At 70.7% G+C, this 14,934-nt stretch carries 21 protein-coding genes; 8 read left to right on the top strand and 13 right to left on the bottom strand.

Features of this window, described 5'->3' with window-relative positions; genetic code table 11:
• Positions 1 to 22 precede the first annotated feature (22 nt).
• The gene (locus tag ACYQ77_RS18940) at positions 23 to 418 is read right to left on the bottom strand and encodes a type II toxin-antitoxin system VapC family toxin (RefSeq protein ID WP_459713076.1); all 396 of its coding nucleotides are present in this window, start codon (positions 416 to 418) and stop codon (positions 23 to 25) included.
• The gene (locus ACYQ77_RS18945; protein ID WP_459713078.1) at positions 415 to 711 is read right to left on the bottom strand and encodes a type II toxin-antitoxin system Phd/YefM family antitoxin; all 297 of its coding nucleotides are present in this window, start codon (positions 709 to 711) and stop codon (positions 415 to 417) included. The genes ACYQ77_RS18940 and ACYQ77_RS18945 overlap by 4 nt, the downstream gene beginning before the upstream one ends.
• A 141-nt stretch (positions 712 to 852) precedes the next feature.
• Between ACYQ77_RS18945 and ACYQ77_RS18950 the strand changes: the two genes are divergently transcribed.
• From ACYQ77_RS18950 to ACYQ77_RS18965, 4 genes are read left to right on the top strand one after another with little or no spacing between them, the layout of a single operon-like run.
• Positions 853 to 1,395, top strand: coding sequence for a YbaB/EbfC family nucleoid-associated protein (locus ACYQ77_RS18950; protein WP_459713080.1), 543 nt, complete (start codon positions 853 to 855; stop codon positions 1,393 to 1,395).
• Position 1,396: 1 nt separating this feature from the next.
• The gene (locus tag ACYQ77_RS18955; RefSeq protein ID WP_459713081.1) at positions 1,397 to 1,720 is read left to right on the top strand and encodes an ESX-1 secretion-associated protein; all 324 of its coding nucleotides are present in this window, start codon (positions 1,397 to 1,399) and stop codon (positions 1,718 to 1,720) included.
• 1 nt (position 1,721) lies between these two features.
• Positions 1,722 to 2,795, top strand: coding sequence for a hypothetical protein (locus ACYQ77_RS18960; protein ID WP_459713083.1), 1,074 nt, complete (start codon positions 1,722 to 1,724; stop codon positions 2,793 to 2,795).
• Entirely contained in the window at positions 2,792 to 3,379 is a 588-nt protein-coding gene (locus ACYQ77_RS18965) for a hypothetical protein (protein ID WP_459713085.1), read from the top strand. Before ACYQ77_RS18960 ends, ACYQ77_RS18965 begins: the two co-directional genes overlap by 4 nt.
• Before the next feature lie 3 nt (positions 3,380 to 3,382).
• Here the strand turns inward: ACYQ77_RS18965 and ACYQ77_RS18970 are convergent, their stop codons facing one another.
• The gene (locus tag ACYQ77_RS18970) at positions 3,383 to 4,138 is read right to left on the bottom strand and encodes a decaprenylphospho-beta-D-erythro-pentofuranosid-2-ulose 2-reductase (protein ID WP_459713087.1); all 756 of its coding nucleotides are present in this window, start codon (positions 4,136 to 4,138) and stop codon (positions 3,383 to 3,385) included.
• Positions 4,135 to 5,475, bottom strand: coding sequence for an FAD-binding oxidoreductase (locus tag ACYQ77_RS18975; RefSeq protein WP_459713089.1), 1,341 nt, complete (start codon positions 5,473 to 5,475; stop codon positions 4,135 to 4,137). Before ACYQ77_RS18975 ends, ACYQ77_RS18970 begins: the two co-directional genes overlap by 4 nt.
• Positions 5,476 to 5,520: 45 nt before the next feature.
• Here ACYQ77_RS18975 and ACYQ77_RS18980 point away from each other — a divergent pair, with 45 nt between their 5' ends.
• Positions 5,521 to 5,928, top strand: coding sequence for a GtrA family protein (locus ACYQ77_RS18980; protein WP_459713091.1), 408 nt, complete (start codon positions 5,521 to 5,523; stop codon positions 5,926 to 5,928).
• Positions 5,929 to 6,216: 288 nt separating this feature from the next.
• On the opposite strand, the gene ACYQ77_RS18985 is transcribed toward ACYQ77_RS18980, so the two are convergent.
• The 7 genes from ACYQ77_RS18985 to ACYQ77_RS19015 all read right to left on the bottom strand — a co-directional run bounded on the left by ACYQ77_RS18985 (position 6,217) and on the right by ACYQ77_RS19015 (position 12,471).
• On the bottom strand, positions 6,217 to 7,149 hold the full coding sequence (locus ACYQ77_RS18985; RefSeq protein ID WP_459713093.1) for a decaprenyl-phosphate phosphoribosyltransferase: 933 nt from the start codon (positions 7,147 to 7,149) through the stop codon (positions 6,217 to 6,219).
• The gene (locus tag ACYQ77_RS18990) at positions 7,146 to 7,715 is read right to left on the bottom strand and encodes a phosphatase PAP2 family protein (RefSeq protein WP_459713095.1); all 570 of its coding nucleotides are present in this window, start codon (positions 7,713 to 7,715) and stop codon (positions 7,146 to 7,148) included. The genes ACYQ77_RS18985 and ACYQ77_RS18990 overlap by 4 nt, the downstream gene beginning before the upstream one ends.
• Positions 7,715 to 8,929 carry a UDP-galactopyranose mutase gene (gene glf / locus ACYQ77_RS18995; protein ID WP_459713097.1) on the bottom strand — a complete coding sequence of 405 codons (1,215 nt, stop codon included), beginning with the start codon at positions 8,927 to 8,929 and terminating at the stop codon, positions 7,715 to 7,717. The genes ACYQ77_RS18990 and glf overlap by 1 nt, the downstream gene beginning before the upstream one ends.
• 36 nt (positions 8,930 to 8,965) lie before the next feature.
• The gene (locus ACYQ77_RS19000) at positions 8,966 to 9,574 is read right to left on the bottom strand and encodes an endonuclease (protein ID WP_459713099.1); all 609 of its coding nucleotides are present in this window, start codon (positions 9,572 to 9,574) and stop codon (positions 8,966 to 8,968) included.
• 162 nt (positions 9,575 to 9,736) lie between these two features.
• Complete coding sequence (locus ACYQ77_RS19005) at positions 9,737 to 10,978, bottom strand: outer membrane protein assembly factor BamB family protein (protein WP_459713101.1); 1,242 nt, start codon at positions 10,976 to 10,978, stop codon at positions 9,737 to 9,739.
• A gap of 27 nt (positions 10,979 to 11,005) precedes the next feature.
• The gene (locus tag ACYQ77_RS19010) at positions 11,006 to 11,890 is read right to left on the bottom strand and encodes an LLM class flavin-dependent oxidoreductase (RefSeq protein ID WP_459713103.1); all 885 of its coding nucleotides are present in this window, start codon (positions 11,888 to 11,890) and stop codon (positions 11,006 to 11,008) included.
• Positions 11,891 to 11,916: 26 nt separating this feature from the next.
• A complete protein-coding gene (locus ACYQ77_RS19015) occupies positions 11,917 to 12,471 on the bottom strand; it encodes a hypothetical protein (RefSeq protein WP_459713105.1) in 555 nt (184 codons plus the stop codon).
• Between the two features lie 42 nt (positions 12,472 to 12,513).
• Between ACYQ77_RS19015 and ACYQ77_RS19020 the strand changes: the two genes are divergently transcribed.
• A complete protein-coding gene (locus tag ACYQ77_RS19020) occupies positions 12,514 to 13,338 on the top strand; it encodes an HAD family hydrolase (protein ID WP_459713107.1) in 825 nt (274 codons plus the stop codon).
• Between the two features lie 7 nt (positions 13,339 to 13,345).
• Positions 13,346 to 13,816 (top strand): SixA phosphatase family protein, encoded by a 471-nt coding sequence (locus ACYQ77_RS19025; RefSeq protein WP_459713109.1) that lies wholly within the window; start codon positions 13,346 to 13,348, stop codon positions 13,814 to 13,816.
• A gap of 14 nt (positions 13,817 to 13,830) precedes the next feature.
• On the opposite strand, the gene ACYQ77_RS19030 is transcribed toward ACYQ77_RS19025, so the two are convergent.
• Positions 13,831 to 14,178, bottom strand: a complete 348-nt coding sequence (locus tag ACYQ77_RS19030) for a hypothetical protein (protein ID WP_459713110.1) — start codon at positions 14,176 to 14,178, stop codon at positions 13,831 to 13,833.
• 223 nt (positions 14,179 to 14,401) lie between these two features.
• Between ACYQ77_RS19030 and cspE the strand changes: the two genes are divergently transcribed.
• On the top strand, positions 14,402 to 14,605 hold the full coding sequence (cspE, locus tag ACYQ77_RS19035; protein ID WP_075126052.1) for a transcription antiterminator/RNA stability regulator CspE: 204 nt from the start codon (positions 14,402 to 14,404) through the stop codon (positions 14,603 to 14,605).
• Between the two features lie 63 nt (positions 14,606 to 14,668).
• Here cspE and ACYQ77_RS19040 read toward each other — a convergent pair whose 3' ends face one another.
• Complete coding sequence (locus ACYQ77_RS19040) at positions 14,669 to 14,929, bottom strand: hypothetical protein (RefSeq protein ID WP_459713112.1); 261 nt, start codon at positions 14,927 to 14,929, stop codon at positions 14,669 to 14,671.
• Between the last annotated feature and the right edge of the window lie 5 nt (positions 14,930 to 14,934).

Below are 14,934 nucleotides of genomic sequence, written 5' to 3' on the forward strand. Positions count from 1 at the left end.
GGCGGGTGGAACTCATCGGCGGTCAGGCCACGCCCGGTGTCACCACCGGCATGCCGGCCAGCAGGGCGGCGTCCCGCAGGCTCTTGTCGTACGTGACGAACGACGTCAGCAGGTCACCGACCGAGAACGCGGCCGCCAGGTGCAGCGCGTCGAGCGTGCGCAGCGCCGACGGGCCGACGGCCTCGGCGACGTCCACGAGCCAGCCGTCCACCGGGATGACGGGCAGGTCGGCGAGCAGCAGCTGGGCCGGCGCCACGCTCTCCGGCACCAGGCGGCGGCACACGCGCAGCAGTTCGACACGGCCGATCACACTCGTCGCGAGCGGCACCTCCTGGAGCAGCAGCCAGTGTTCCAGCGCGCTGGACTCCGCCTCCTCGATGACCAGCTTTACCAGCGCGGACGTGTCGAGATAGATCACCGCCGCTCCGTGCGCATGTCGTCGAGCACCTCGCCGCTCGCCGGGCTGCCCGGCGGCGGCAGCACACGGCGGGGCAGCCGGACGCTGCCGCTGCCGCTGCGCGGGGGCAGCAGCTTGCCCTCGGCGATGAGCCGTTCCACGCCGTCGCCGCCCGGCTTGGGCACGATCATGGCGATCGTCCTCCCGTTCTTGGTGACCTCGACCGTGGCGCCGAGCTCCACCTTCTCCAGCACGTCCTTGAGGTTGTCCCGCAGCTCCCGAATACCGACCCGTGCTAACGCTTCGCTGGACATGGCAGAAGTGTACATACTTGTGTACAGTGTGTCCATGCGTTCGCGATCACGAACATTCCTGACCGAAGTGGACGATCGGCTGCCGGGCCACGTGCGCTGGGCCATCATGTTGTGCACGCGAGATCTGCCGGGGAGGCGTGCATGACGGCTGAGTTCGATCAGCTCGTGGCCGAGTTCGAGGCGTTCCAGGCCAGCATCAAGAACGTGGACGACCGTTTCGAGCAGCTGGCCGGTATGCGGTCCGAGCTGGCGTCCCTCGAGGTCAGCGCGTCGTCGCCGGACCGGTCGGTCACCGTGGTCGCCGGGCCGGGCGGCTCGGTGCTGGACATCAGGCTGACCGAGGACGCGCTGCGGCTCGGCGCCCAGCGGCTCGGCGCGACGATCATGTCGACGCTCCAGGACGCGCTCGCCGACGCCGCCAGGCAGCAGGCGGGCATCGTGCAGGAGTACGCGGGCGACGAGGCGCCCGTGCTGGACCAGGTGCTGGAGACGCAGGCCGAGGTCATGGGCGTGCCGGTCGAGGAGCTGCGGGAGAAGGTGCGCCCGCGCGCCGACGGCGACGAGGACGACGAGGACGACGACGAGCCACCGGTCCTGCGCGACACCTTCTCCGTCCAGAGTGGAACCGATCACTCGTCGGGCGACTCCTACCTCCGCAACCTGTCCGACGACGAAGAGGACTGAGATGGCGGACGGCTTCAACGTCAACCTCGACGGCATCGACAAGTACGCGAGCAAGCTCTCCGGCGACAAGGCACTCGTGTCCGAGGTGCGAGGGCTGGTGTCGCAGTCCGACGTCGGCGACGAGTCGTGGGGCATCGTCGGGCTCTTCGTGAAGGCCAGCTACACGGGCATGCTCGGCGACCTGAACAACCTGCTCGGCGACATGTCCGACGGCCTGCAGGGCGGCGCGGACAAGATGACCGACACCGCGGCCGACTACCGGGCGGTCGAGGAGGCCGTGGCGGCGATCTTCAACGAGGGCGCCGCGGCGCTGGGAGGCAACTGACATGGGTGGCGAGAAGACCACCGGCCAGCTCTCCGGCATCACGATCAGCGCGGAGATGGGCTACGGCGAGAAGGTCGCGCGCGGGCTGCCCGTGGTGGGTGGCGCGGTCAGCGCCGGCCTCGCCATGAGCGACGGCGACTGGCGTGGCACGACCGTCGGCGCCGCCACGTTCATCCAGTCCTGCAAGGACGCCGCCACCGGCATCGCCACCGACCCGCTCGGCTGGCTGATCGGGCAGGGCCTGAACTTCCTCATCACGGTCGTCCAGCCGCTGCAGGACCTGATCCACATGGTCAGCGGCGACGGCCCGGCGCTGCTGAACGCGGCGTCGAACTTCAACGCCATCGCCAAGGGCCTCGCGGACTACGGCGAGAAGTTCGTCGCCGACGTCGGCGAGTCGCTCAAGGAGTGGGGCGGGGCCGCGAAGGACGCCGCCCAGAAGCGCATGGAGCGGTTCGCCACGGGCATCGGCGGCACCGCGGGCCAGGCGGGCGACATCGCGCAGCTGCTGCAGATCTCCAGCATGGTCATGACGGTCATCGAGGAGTTCATCAAGGCGCTGCTCACCGAGTTCGTCGAGTGGCTGGTCCTCATCTGGATCCCCGCGCTCGCCGCGGCGGCCCCGACGTTCGGCGGCTCGGTCGCGGCCGCGTGGACCGGCACGTTCGCCAAGGGCACCCAGACCACGGTGAAGGCGACCAAGCAGGTCAGCAAGCTGCAGAAGATCCTCAACATGCTCAAGCAGCTGCTCGACAAGCTGAAGACGCTGATGGCCAAGACCAAGGACTTCTTCAAGCAGGCGGGCACCGCGAGCAGGGCGTTCGGCCAGACCGCGCGCATGCAGGCCAAGCTCGGCGCCCGCGAGCGCGGCGGCAAGCTCCTCGACGACTTCGACGCGGTGAAGACGTTCCCGCAGCGGCTCGGCGAGAAGGGCCTCGACAGCCTCAAGGGCCAGTACACCGACCGCGGCAAGATCGCCCGCAACGCCAACAACGGCTACAAGGCGGGCGAATACGGCAACACCGGCGGTGACCAGTCGGTGGAGGAGACCTCCGAGGACCTCACCATCCAGTGACGCTGATCGCGACGTGGGACTGGCGGGCCTGGGGCCTGCTGGTCCTGTTCGTCGTGGTCGTGGGCACCCTCGTGGTCCGGTGGCTGTCCGGGCTCGCGTTCCGGTACCTGCTGGTGGGCGGCCTGGCGCGGCGGCACGGCTGGCAGGTCGACCTGCCAGGCGGGGACGGCGGCCGGGCCGCGTTCGACGAGCAGGAGCGGCGCAGGCGCAGGCAGGCGTGGGCGTTGCTGCGCAGGGGCCGGATCGGCGAGGGTTACCGGACCGGCGTGTTCGGGAAGCCCCAGGCCGGGGCGTGGCATCCCGAGATCACCGTGACGGGCGTGTGGCGAGGCCGCCCGTTCGTCGCGTCGCAGGTGCGCCGGTTCGAGCTGTCCAGCGGGCACGAAGGTGTCCACAGGAAGACCCGGCGACGGGCGACACTGCGGCTGACCTGCGCGTTCCCCGTGCGCGACGTGCCGAGGTGGCGGCGCAGGCGGATCACCGCCGACGGTGGCGGGCTGTCCGTGGAGCTGGGCCCGCGCCTGCGCCGCGGCAGCCTGCTCTCCGCACTGGAGCACCTCAGCAGGCTCGCGGACGGCCACTGACCGTCAGATCGGCAGACGGCGGAAGATCGGCCGCGGGACGTGCCGCAGGATCGAGAACAGCACGCGCAGGGGTGCGGGCGCCCACACCAGCTCCTTGCGCTTGGTCACCGCGCTCACGACCACGTCGGCCACCTGGTCGGCGGTCGCCGACAGCGGCGCCGGCTTCATGCCCTCGGTCATCTTCGTGCGCACGAACCCGGGCCGGACCACGGTGACGGTGATGCCGTCGCCGCGCAGCGCCTCGCCCAGGCCAAGGTAGAAGCCGTCCATGCCGGCCTTCGTCGAGCCGTACACGAAGTTCGACCGGCGCACCCGCTCACCCGCAACCGACGACAGCGCGACGATCCGGCCGTGCCCCTGCCTGCGCAGGCGCTCCGCGAGCAGCACCCCGACCGACACCGGCGCGGTGTAGTTGACCTGCGCGAGCTCGACCGCGCGCGCGTGGTCCTGCCACGCCTGCTCCGCGTCGCCGAGCAGGCCGAACGCGACGACCGTGACGTCGATGTCGCCGTCGCCGAACGCCTTGTCGAGCACGGCGGCGTGCGAGCCGGTGTCGAGGGCGTCGAACTCCACGGTGGACACCGTGGCGCCCGCGGCACGCAGGTCGTCGGCGGCCTTGTCGAGCCGCTCGGACGGCCGCGCGGCGAGCACGACCCGCAGCGGGCGGCGCCGCGCGTACTTCTTCGCGACCGCGAGGCCGATCTCCGAGGTGCCGCCGAGCAGCAGCAGCGACTGGGGGTTTCCGACTGCGTCGATCACGAGAGTTCCAACCTTCTCGACATGTCCGAAGCGAACTTTCCGTGCGGGTCGACGGTGGCGCGGATCTTGCGCCACTCGTCGAGCCGCGGGTAACCACGCGCGATCACCTCGGGCGTCGCGCGGGACTCCTTCGCCAGGTAGTGCCGCCCGCCCGCGGCGAGCACCAGCTCGTCCAGCTCTTCGCACAGCTCGTGCACGCCGCCGCCGACCGGCAGGTCGACGCACAACGTCCAGCCGGCCATCGGGAAGGACAGCGGCGCGCGGTTGCCATCGCCGAAGCGCTTGAGCACGTTCAGCGCGGACACCTGGCCGGTCTCGGTCATGCGGCGCACGGTGTGCCGGATGACGTCCTCGGCGCCGAACGGGACCACGTACTGGTACTGCAGGAAGCCGTGCGGCCCGTAGCCGCGGTTCCACTCGCCGACCAGGTCCAGCGGGTGCAGGAACTGCGTGATGTTCTGGACCGCGCCGAGCTTCGTCGGCGACTTGCGGTACCACAGCTCGCTGAAGATCCGGCCGGTCAGCTTGTTGAGCATGCCGGGCGGGAACACGTCCGGGACCGTCAGGAGCTGCGGCGCGTCGAACTTCAGCGGGTGCTTCCGGAGCTTCTTCGGCAGGTCGTCGACCGTGGCGTGGTTGGCGCGGGTGAGGATGCCGCGGCCGAGGTGCGGCCCGGTGGTGACGGCGTCGAACCAGGAGACGGACTCGACGTACTTCTCGTCGTCGACGCTCTGGCGCGCCATCAGCTCGTCGAGGCTGCCGATCTGCTCGGTGTCGACGACGAAGTAGGCGGTCTCGACGTGGTTGAGGTGCAGGGTCGCCTTCAGCACGATGCCGGTGAGGCCCATGCCGCCGACGGTGGCCCAGAACAGGTCGTCGTCGGGGGTGAGGGTGGCGATCTCGCCGTCGGCGGTGAGGAGGTCGAGCGACCGCACGTGGTCGCCGAAGCTGCCCTCGACGTGGTGCGCCTTGCCGTGGATGTCGCTGCCGATCGCCCCGCCGACGGTGACCTGCCGGGTGCCGGGGAGGACGGGCAGCCACAGCCCGAACGGCAGCAGCGCCCGCATCAGCGTGTCGAGCGAGACCCCGGCGTCGACCTCCACCGTCCCCGCGTCGGCGTCCACGCGGTGGATGCGGTCGAGCGCGGTCATGTCGACGACCGTCCCGCCCGCGTTCTGCGCCGGGTCGCCGTAGCTGCGCCCGAGCCCGCGGGCGATCACCCCACGCGGCCCGGCGTTCTTCACGGCGTCCGCGATGGTGGTGAGGTCGGCGGTGCGGACGACCCGCGCGCTCGTGGGGGCGGTCCGGCCCCAGCCGGTGAGCTTTTGTGGCTTCACCGCACCGAGGGTATCCGGGTGCCCGGGGGCTCCTACACTGGCTCCGTGACCGCCGTCGACACCCAACCGCGCCTGGTGCGCCAGCTGGTGCGGTTCGTGCTGATCGGCGGTTTCTGCGCGCTCGTCGACTACGGCGTGTACCAGGGCCTGCTGGCGCTGGGCCTGTGGGTCCACGCGGCGAAGGCGCTGAGCTTCATCGCGGGCACGACGACGGCGTTCTTCCTCAACCGCCGGTTCACGTTCGCCGCGGGACGTGGCGGCATCGGCCAGGCGGGCGGGTTCGCGCTGCTGTACACGGTGACGTTCTTCGTGAACGTGGGCGTGAACGCGCTGATGCTGCAGGTCCTGCCCGCGGGCGGCTGGCGCATCACGGCGGCGTGGGTCGTGGCCCAGGGCCTGGCGACGGTCATCAACTTCGTGATGCTGCGCACCGTGGTGTTCCGCCCGCGCTGACACCCGTCGCCGAGAGCTCCGGCGGCCTCCGGCCCCCGGAATCCAGCCTACGGGACGGCACCGACAGTTCCGGCCGTGCACGTGGCGCGTGTGGACAACCAGGTGGGCTGTGGACAACCGCGCGGTCGGGACCCGGCGTTGTCGGTGCTCCTCGTTACGCTGGATTCCGGGGGCCGGAGGCTGCCCAGGTCGAGCCACCCGTCAGGTGCGGCTCCCACCGCAGGCCCCGGCGGCGGACCAGCGTCTTGCGGTCGGAGCAGCGCCGTTGGCCGCCGTCCCGCGGCGGGACTACAGGAACGCGGACAGGGCGACGCACACGACCCACGAGACGCCGAGCACCTGCAGCACCCGGTCCCGCAGCGCGATCTCCTCGGGCTCGCCCGCGTTGCCGCCGTCGACGTCGACCGCGTAGCGGAGCACCGCGACCACCATCGGGACGATCGAGATGACCGCCCACACCGAGTTGGTGCCGGTGCGCTGGCGGATCTCGAACGCCCACAGCGCGTACGTCATGATCATGATGGCCGCGGACGTGGCCCACACGAACCGCAGGTAGCTCGCCGAGTACTTGGACAGGGACGCGCGGATCTTCGCCCCCGTGCGCTCGTACAGCACGATCTCCGCGTACCGCTTGCCGGCCACCATGAACAGCGAGCCGAACGCCGTGACCAGCAGGAACCACTGCGACAGCGGCAGGCCGGCCGCGGCGCCGCCCGCGATGGCGCGGAGCAGGAAGCCCGACGCGACGATGCACAGGTCGATCACCGGCTGGTGCTTGAGCCCCAGGCAGTAGCCGATCTGCACGGCCGCGTACACGCCGACGACCACCAGCAGCCGCCAGCTCGACACCAGCGACACCGCGAACGACGCCAGGAACAGGAACACCGCGAGCCCGTACGCCACCCGCACCGGCACGATGCCCGCCGCGATGGGGCGGTTGCGCTTGGTCGGGTGTGCGCGGTCGGCCTCGACGTCGATCGCGTCGTTCACCAGGTAGACGGCCGACGCGGCCAGGCAGAACGCGGCGAACGCGATGCCGGCGTCGATGACGACGTCCATCCGGAACACCGGGTTCGCGGCGTACGCGGCGAACGGCGCCGCCAGCACCAGGACGTTCTTCACCCACTGGCGTGGCCGGGCCGTGCGGATCACGCCGCGCACGAGCCCGCCGCGCGGGGCGTCGGCGGAGCGCACCTGCGCGTCCTCCGCCGTGCTACTCATCTGGCGCGCTTCCGCAACGCGCGGCGGACCACGCCGCCGACGACCGCGCCCAGCGTGGCGCCTGCCAGCACGTCACTCGGGTAGTGCACGCCCAGCACCAGCCGCGACACCAGCATCGGCGGCACCAGCGCGGGCACCAGGTTCCGCCCGGTCAGGCCCGAGTAGACCACCGCGGCCGCGGTCGTGGACGTCGCGTGCGACGACGGGAACGACAGCGACGACGGCGTCGTGACCAGCACCTCGACCGACTCGTCGATCGGCCGCTGCCTGCGCACGACCCGCTTCACCGCGATCGACGCGGCGTGCGCGGCCACCACACCGGCGGCACTCACGAGCCAGTCCTTGCGGCGGTCACGGTCGACCGCCGCGCCGACCAGGCCCAGCGCGAACCAGCCCGCGGCGTGCTCGCCGAACAGCGACAGGCCGCGCGCGGCACGCACGACCGGCCTCCTGCCGATCGTGCGCTGGACCGCGGCCAGGGCCCTGACCTCGGCCGTGCGCTCCGGCTCGGGAGGCGGGGTGCCGGGTTCGACAGAGCGCAGCCGAGCCGGAGCGGTGGTGGTCATCAGCCGTCCAGGGAACCGTCGAGCGGCGCGCCCTCGGTGAGGTGCGGCGCCACCTTGTTGTCGAACACCGACAGCGCCGACCCGATGGCCATGTGCATGTCGAGGTACTTGTACGTGCCGAGACGACCGCCGAAGATCACGTTCCGCTCCTTGGCCTCCTTCTTGGCCAGCTCGCGGTACTGCTCGAGCTTCTCGCGGTTCTCCGGGGTGTTGATCGGGTAGTACGGCTCGTCGTCGTCCTTGGCGAAGCGCGAGAACTCCCGGAACACGACCGTCTTGTCGGCCGGGTAGTGCTTGCGCTCCGGGTGGAAGTGCCGGAACTCGATGATCCGGGTGAAGGGGACCTCTTCGTCGTTGTAGTTGACGACCGAGGTGCCCTGGAAGTCACCGGTCGGCACGACCTCGGACTCGAAGTCGACCGTGCGCCAGGTGAACTTGCCCGCCGAGTAGTCGAAGTACCGGTCGAGCGGGCCGGTGTAGACCGTGGGGGTGCCGGCCGGGATCCGGTCGCGCACGTCGAAGTAGTCGACGTTCAACCGGACCTCGATGTTCTCGTGCTCGGCCATCTTCTCCAGCCACGCGGTGTAGCCGTTGACCGGCAGCCCCTCGTAGGTGTCGTTGAAGTACCGGTTGTCGAACGTGTAGCGGACCGGCAGGCGGGTGATGATGTTCGCGCCGAGGTCCTTGGGGTCGTTCTCCCACTGCTTGGCGGTGTACCCCTTGATGAACGCCTCGTAGAGGGGGCGGCCGACCAGCGAGATGGCCTTCTCCTCGAGGTTCTGCGCGTCCTCGGTCCGGTACTCCGACGCCTGCTTGGCGATGAGCTCGCGCGCCTCGTCCGGCGTGTGGGACTTGCCGAAGAACTGGTTGATGAGACCCAGGTTCATCGGGAACGAGTAGACCTGGTCCTTGACGCGCGCGAACACGCGGTGCTGGTAGTTCGTGAACTCGGTGAACTGGTTCACGTAGTCCCACACGCGCTTGTTCGAGGTGTGGAAGAGGTGCGCGCCGTACTTGTGCACCTCGATGCCCGTCTCGGGGTCCGGCTCGGAGTACGCGTTGCCGCCGATGTGCGACCTGCGCTCCAGCACGAGGACCCGCTTGTTCAGCTGCGTCGCGACCCGCTCGGCGACCGTCAGCCCGAAGAACCCGGAGCCGACGATGACGAGGTCGTAGCCGGAGTAGTTGTCAGAGTTGTCTGCTGGGGCGCTCACGGCGACTCAGGCTACCTGCGTGGTACGACATGCCGACTATCGGTCACCCCTGAGGGCGTCGGCGAGCTTCTTGTCGAGGCTGACCCGGACCAGCGCGGCGGCGAGCCGTGGCACGTCGTGCGCACCGACCAGCCCGGCGAGCTTCTCCGGCTCGGCGGGCAAGCCGATCTTCCTGGCCCCGTCCAGGGTCTTCTTGTCGAGGTAGGGCCGCAGCTCGGGCCACACGGCCTGCGCCTCGCGGCAGAAGATGTCGACGCCGACCGGCCCCATCCTCGGGAACCGCCGCAGGTGCTTCGCGAGGTCGTCGCCGCGGATCTTCCGCAGATCGCCGCCGTACTCGTCGAGCAGCAGCCGCGCGCCGTCCCCCAGCGCGGTCGCCGTGGACTCGTCGTAGCGGACGTAGTGGGCGCGGCCGAGCGCGTCGACCCGGTCCTGCCAGGAGGCGTCGAGCATCCTGCGCGGCGTGCCGTAGGACTTCAGCTCCCGCGCCGCGGCGACGGCGATGTCCGCCTTGATGCGGGTGGAGAGCAGCGTGCTCAGCACGAGCAGGCGGTACAGCGGGGACGGCTTGTCGGCGAGGGAGATGCCGGCCTCTTCCGCGTAGGTGGTGCCGGCCTTGTCGAGCAGTGCGTGCACGGTGTCCATGGCCGCCGGGTACCCCGGAAATGTCGAAGACCCCCGTACCTCCCCTGGTACGAGGGCCTTCTTCCCCTGGCGTTTCCCCTAGCTCCGGCATTCGCCTCGGTAATAGAGACGCCGTGGCCCCCTCATACGTTCCCGTGCGCTGGGTCACTTTCGAAAAGATCTTCAGCCGAGGACGTGACAGGCCCCCTCCCCCGGCTTCGGGTCGAGCGCCACGAAGCAGATGTGGCCGGTGGTCATGGCGACCACCCGGCCGGGCAGCTCCGCGTCGATGACGTTGCCCACCTGGTCGATGGTCCACGCGCGGTTGCCGCTCCCGATCAGGAAGAGGCGGCCGTCCTGGATCCGGTCGACGGCGAGCGCGACCACGCCGGTCCTGGTCACGGCGCCTGTCCCGAGGTCGTGGACCACCACCCCGTCGTCGGCCGGGCACGCGAGCAGGGTGCCGTCGGTCGCGCAGGCGATCATGCCGGCCGCGTCCGTTTCGGCCAGTTCGTGCCCGTCGCCGAGCGCGAGGACCTTGCCTGCCGCTTCCTTGCCGGACCGGACACGCACCAGCACGGCGTCCCCGCCGGTCGCCACGACCTCGGACGCGGCGTACTCGTCGACGAGGTCCCAGCGCGGCACCCCGGTGGACAGGTCGAGGGCGGTGACCGAGCCCGGCGTCAGCGCACCCCGGCCGGGGGCGATGCCGGGCTTGCCGTCGGCCTGGGCCAGCACCGTGTCACCCGCGATCGCGACACCCCACACGCCAGGACGGCTCCAGAGCTGTTCGCCCGTCTCGACCGAGACGGCCACCGTCCCGCCGCCGTCAAAGGCGGCGACCGCGACCCGGTCGTCGACCGCGTTCAGTTCGTACCGCGGTGGGCGCGGTGTCCCGGGACGGTTCACCGACGGTCGCAGGGGCGCCTGCCACAGGACGCTCCCGTCGGTGACCGACAGGAGCACGAGCCCTGACTCGTCGGACGGGCCGTGGTCGTCGGCGCAGATGTCGGTCGGGCAGTCGGTCCAGTAGTACTGGGTGAGCACGGCGAGCCCGCCGTCGTGCGGCACCAGCGCGGACGGCGCGTCCCGTGAGGGCTGCCACATGATGTCGCCGTCGGCGGGCATGTCCGCGAAGGCGGTGAGCTGCCAGCGCGTGGCGCCGGTCGCCGCGTCCAGCAGCGTGAGGTGTTCGCTGTCCTCGGCGAGGGCGACGCCGTCCCGCACGTCGACCAGCGACGAGCCCCGCCGTATCGACCAGCTCGCCTCCGGCGCGAAGGCCAGCGGTCGCAGTGTCGGCTCCGGCTTTGCCGTGGTGGTCGGCGCGGCGGGGCCGGGCCGCTCGTCGTCCCCGGTGAGGACGAACGTCACCACGGCCCCGGCCGTCACGGCCACCGCGGCGATCGCCACCAGCCAACGGTTCATGCTCTCACCTCCTGTGGAGGTCAGAGGTTAGCCAGCCCGCGCGTGCAGTTCGGGCAAAACGGAGGAGACGACCGCCTCGAGTGTGCTCACACGGCCCGCGTAGACGCCGTCCTCGCGTGGCCAGTGCGTGATGACGTCGGTGAAGCCGAGTTCCGCCGCCCGGCCCGCGGCCTCGCGGAAGTACTCCACGCTGGACAGCGAGTACACCGGCGCCGCGTCCAGGCTCAGGTAGCGGTCCCTGCCGGCACTGTCCGGCAGGCCGGCGAACCGCGCCGCCAGCTCGGCCACGCCCCGCCACCACGCCTCGATGTCGTCGCCGCCCTTGCCCGTGGTGACCCAGCCCTGGCCGAACCGGGTGGCGATCCGCATCGAGCGCGGCCCGTTGCCTGCCAGCACGAACGGGGCGCGGGGCCGCTGCACGCACCCCGGGGCGGACCGGGCGTCGGCCGACGTGAAGTACTCGCCGCTGATCGACGTGCGCTCGGCGGTGAGCAGCGAGTCGAGCTGTTCGACGAACTCGCCGTACCGGTCGACGCGCTGCCTCGGCGGCAGGCCTTCGACCGTGTCGCCGCCCAGCACGACGTTGTCGTAGCCGGCGATGGTGCCCGCGCCGAGGCCGACCACGAGCCTGCCGCCGGAGATGTCGTCCAGTGCGAGCAGGCTGCGGGCGAACGGCACCGGGTGCCGGAAGTTCGGTGACGCGACCAGCGTGCCGAGGCGGATCCGGCTGGTCACCATGGCCGCGGCGGTCAGCGTCGGCACGGCGTCGAACCACGGGCCGTCGACCAGCGACCGCCAGCCGATGTGGTCGTAGGTCCAGGCGTGGTCGAAGCCGTAGGCCTCGGCGTCACGCCACCGCCGCTCGGCGGACGACCAGCGGTGTTCGGGCAGGATCACGATGCCGACGCGCACGCCGAGCACCGTAACCGAGGACCCCGTCAGTACGCCTGCGGATAACCCATCCGCGGCGGGCCGGGGCGCTTGCGCATGGCGCGGCCGGTCGCCGGGAGCACCGCGACCACGGTCGCCGCGAGCCACAGGACCCAGCAGACCAGCGCCATGCCGACGTACTCGCCCGCGTCGTTGGAGAGGATCCAGATGATCGCGTACAGGTAGTACACGGTCACCAGGCCGCCGATCACGGCGAGCACCCAGCGCACCCACTCCAGCCGGGTGAACATCACCAGCCCGAACAGCACCGCGGTGCAGGCGACGGACATCGTCGCGGAGATCGCGAAGTCGACGTTGCCGGTGAGGTCGTCGGTGAACGCGACCCCGACCAGCGCGGCCATCAGCGTGCCGTTGTCGCTGGTGCCGTCCCACCCGTTGATGGCCAGCGGGAGCTCGAGCAGCCCGAGCACGATGAACGCGACCGCGGTGACGTACCCCAGCGCGGGGCTGGGCGGCCCGTACCCGTACGGACCGTAACCAGGCGGGGGCGGCCCGTACGGCTGGTACCCCTGCGGTCCATAACCCTGTGGTGGGTAGCTCACGAAACGCACCGTAGTCCATTCGGGCCAGGGAAGATGGGGTTTGTGCACCGACCCGATCTCGTTGCCTCCGACGTGGACGGCACCCTCCTCGACCCGGCCGAGCGCGTCACCGACCGCACCGCGCGGGTGATCTCCCGCGTCCTCGCGTCCGGCACCCCGTTCGTGCTGGTCAGCGGGCGGCCACCGCGCTGGATCCCGAGGGTGGCGGCGGCCGCGGGGCTGTCCGGGTACGCGGTGTGCGCGAACGGCGCGTCCGTCTACGACATCGGCGCCGACGAGGTGCTGCACGTGCGGGACCTGTCGCCGCTGCGGTTGCGGGACGTGGTCCGCGCGGTGGAGGCGGCGCTGCCGGACATCAGGGTGGCGGCGGAGCGGACCGTGCTCGGCCGGGACCAGCCGGAGCCGTTCGCGATCGAGCCCGGGTTCCGCAACCCGTGGGGCAACCCGGACGGCGAGACCGACTCACCGGACCTCGCGCCGCGTGCCGAGGTGATCGGGAAGCCCGCGACGAAGCTGCTCGTGCGGCACCCGGGGATGACCAGCGACCAGATGGCGCAGGTCGTCGAGACCGTGGTCGCCGACATGGCGCTCGAGGTCACCTACTCGTCGAACAGCGGGCTGCTCGAGATCTCCGAGGGTGGCGTGACGAAGGCGTCCGGCCTCGAGTGGGTCTGCGAGACGCTGGGCGTCGACCGGGAACGGGTGGTCGCGTTCGGCGACATGCCCAACGACGTGCCGATGCTGGGCTGGGCCGGGCACGGCGTGGCGATGGCCAACGCGCACGCCGACCTGCTGGCGGTCGCCGACGAGGTCACGGCCCCCAACTCCGAGGACGGCGTGGCGCAGGTCCTGGAGCGGTGGTTCTAATGAACCCATGAACAGGACCCTGGTCGTCATCCGGCACGCCAAGTCGGACTGGAGCCACGACGTGCCCGACGACCAGCGGCCGTTGAACCCGCGCGGGCGGCGGGAGGCGCCGCTGATCGGGCAGTGGGTGGCCGAGCACGTCGGCGCGGTCGACCTCGTGCTCTGCTCGACGGCGGTGCGGGCACGCGAGACCCTCAGCCGTTCCGGGCTGACCGCCGCCGAGGTGCGGCACGACGAACGGGTGTACGCGGCCGGTCACCAGGACCTGATGTCGGTGCTGGACGAGGTGTCCGACGACCTGGGCACCGTCGCGCTGGTCGGCCACAACCCGGGGTTGTCCGAGCTGGTCGGCGTGCTGACCGGGGAGCCGCTGGAGCTGAAGACCTCGGCGATCGCCGTGGTGTCGTGGCAGGGCGGCTGGCCGGACGTGTGGGCCCGTGGCGCGAGCCTGGTCAGCCACGCGACTCCGCGTGGCTGACCAGGGAAAACGGGTTACTTGGACTGCTTGGCGTTACGCAGCGCGATGGGCGCGCCTGCCAGGTCTTCCTCGTTGCAGAGGAGCTTCACGTCGTAGTACGGGGAATCGCCACTGTCGTCGTAGTCGAGGTGGATGGCGATGACGTCTACCGGTTCACCCAGCCATTCCTGTGTGCGCCTGAGCCACGCCGCGGAACGTTCGAGGGCCGCGGGCAGGTCGTCGTCGCGGAACTCGACGGGGCGGTAGGGGACGCCGTAGACCTGATCCTCCTGGTGAGAGGGCTTGGGGAGGTCCACGGAGACGCCTGCGTCGTCCAGGTTCAGTGCAATTGATTGGGGCTGGTCACTAGCGAGCTCGCTCACCCTACGAGCGTCTCCCAGGGAGTGAAGAGCCGCAACCCTTCTAGTGCGTTCTATCCACTTCCTGTGGTTCACTAGTCCATGGTCGTGATGAGTTCGTGTTCGATCAACGCTCGCGAACGATTGCGGGCGCGCGAGTTGGCTCCTGAGGGTTGAGTCGCCGTCTGAACCGGCCAAGGGTTGTCGCAACCGCGGCGGCTTGCATAGCAGTATCAGGAGATATGTAGTGGCACAGGGAACTGTGAAGTGGTTCAACTCCGAGAAGGGCTTCGGCTTCATCGCGCCGGACGACGGCAGCGCTGACGTCTTCGTGCACTACTCGGAGATCCAGGGCAACGGCTTCCGCAGCCTGGACGAGAACCAGCGCGTGGAGTTCGAGATCGGCCAGGGCCAGAAGGGCCCGCAGGCCACCGGCGTGCGCGCCGTCTGATCTCGCCTAGTTGCGATTGAGAGGCCGCCGGGGCTCGCCCCGGCGGCCTCTCTCGTGTCCGGGTCAGTAGCGCCGGAACCGGCGCAGCGCCAGCACGCAGGCGGTGCCCGCCGCGACCAGGGTGATGGCCGGGGCGAGCAGCCCGTCGGAGCTGTCGTCGCGGGGTGGGTCCTGCGAACCGTCCGGCGCGTCCACCGGCTCCCGCTGAGCGGTCGCGACCACCGCGTGCGGCTGCGCGGTCGGCTCGGCGTCCGCGTTGCCGGCGCCGACCGCCAGCAACGCGAGCCCCGAAGCAGCGCAGGCCGAAACAAGCCTTGCCTTCATGACCA

Source organism: Actinophytocola sp. KF-1 (genome assembly GCF_054661535.1).

Bases quoted from the DNA above. Each gene is read 5' to 3' on its own strand.
- ACYQ77_RS18960 (WP_459713083.1), top strand. From the start codon at position 1,722: ATGGGTGGCGAGAAGACCACCGGCCAGCTCTCCGGCATCACGATCAGC.
- ACYQ77_RS18945 (WP_459713078.1), bottom strand. From the start codon at position 711: ATGTCCAGCGAAGCGTTAGCACGGGTCGGTATTCGGGAGCTGCGGGAC.
- ACYQ77_RS19025 (WP_459713109.1), top strand. From the start codon at position 13,346: ATGAACAGGACCCTGGTCGTCATCCGGCACGCCAAGTCGGACTGGAGC.
- ACYQ77_RS19000 (WP_459713099.1), bottom strand. From the start codon at position 9,574: ATGGACACCGTGCACGCACTGCTCGACAAGGCCGGCACCACCTACGCG.
- ACYQ77_RS19005 (WP_459713101.1), bottom strand. From the start codon at position 10,978: ATGAACCGTTGGCTGGTGGCGATCGCCGCGGTGGCCGTGACGGCCGGG.
- ACYQ77_RS19040 (WP_459713112.1), bottom strand. From the start codon at position 14,929: ATGAAGGCAAGGCTTGTTTCGGCCTGCGCTGCTTCGGGGCTCGCGTTG.
- ACYQ77_RS18985 (WP_459713093.1), bottom strand. From the start codon at position 7,149: ATGAGTAGCACGGCGGAGGACGCGCAGGTGCGCTCCGCCGACGCCCCG.
- ACYQ77_RS18950 (WP_459713080.1), top strand. From the start codon at position 853: ATGACGGCTGAGTTCGATCAGCTCGTGGCCGAGTTCGAGGCGTTCCAG.
- ACYQ77_RS18955 (WP_459713081.1), top strand. From the start codon at position 1,397: ATGGCGGACGGCTTCAACGTCAACCTCGACGGCATCGACAAGTACGCG.
- ACYQ77_RS18990 (WP_459713095.1), bottom strand. From the start codon at position 7,715: ATGACCACCACCGCTCCGGCTCGGCTGCGCTCTGTCGAACCCGGCACC.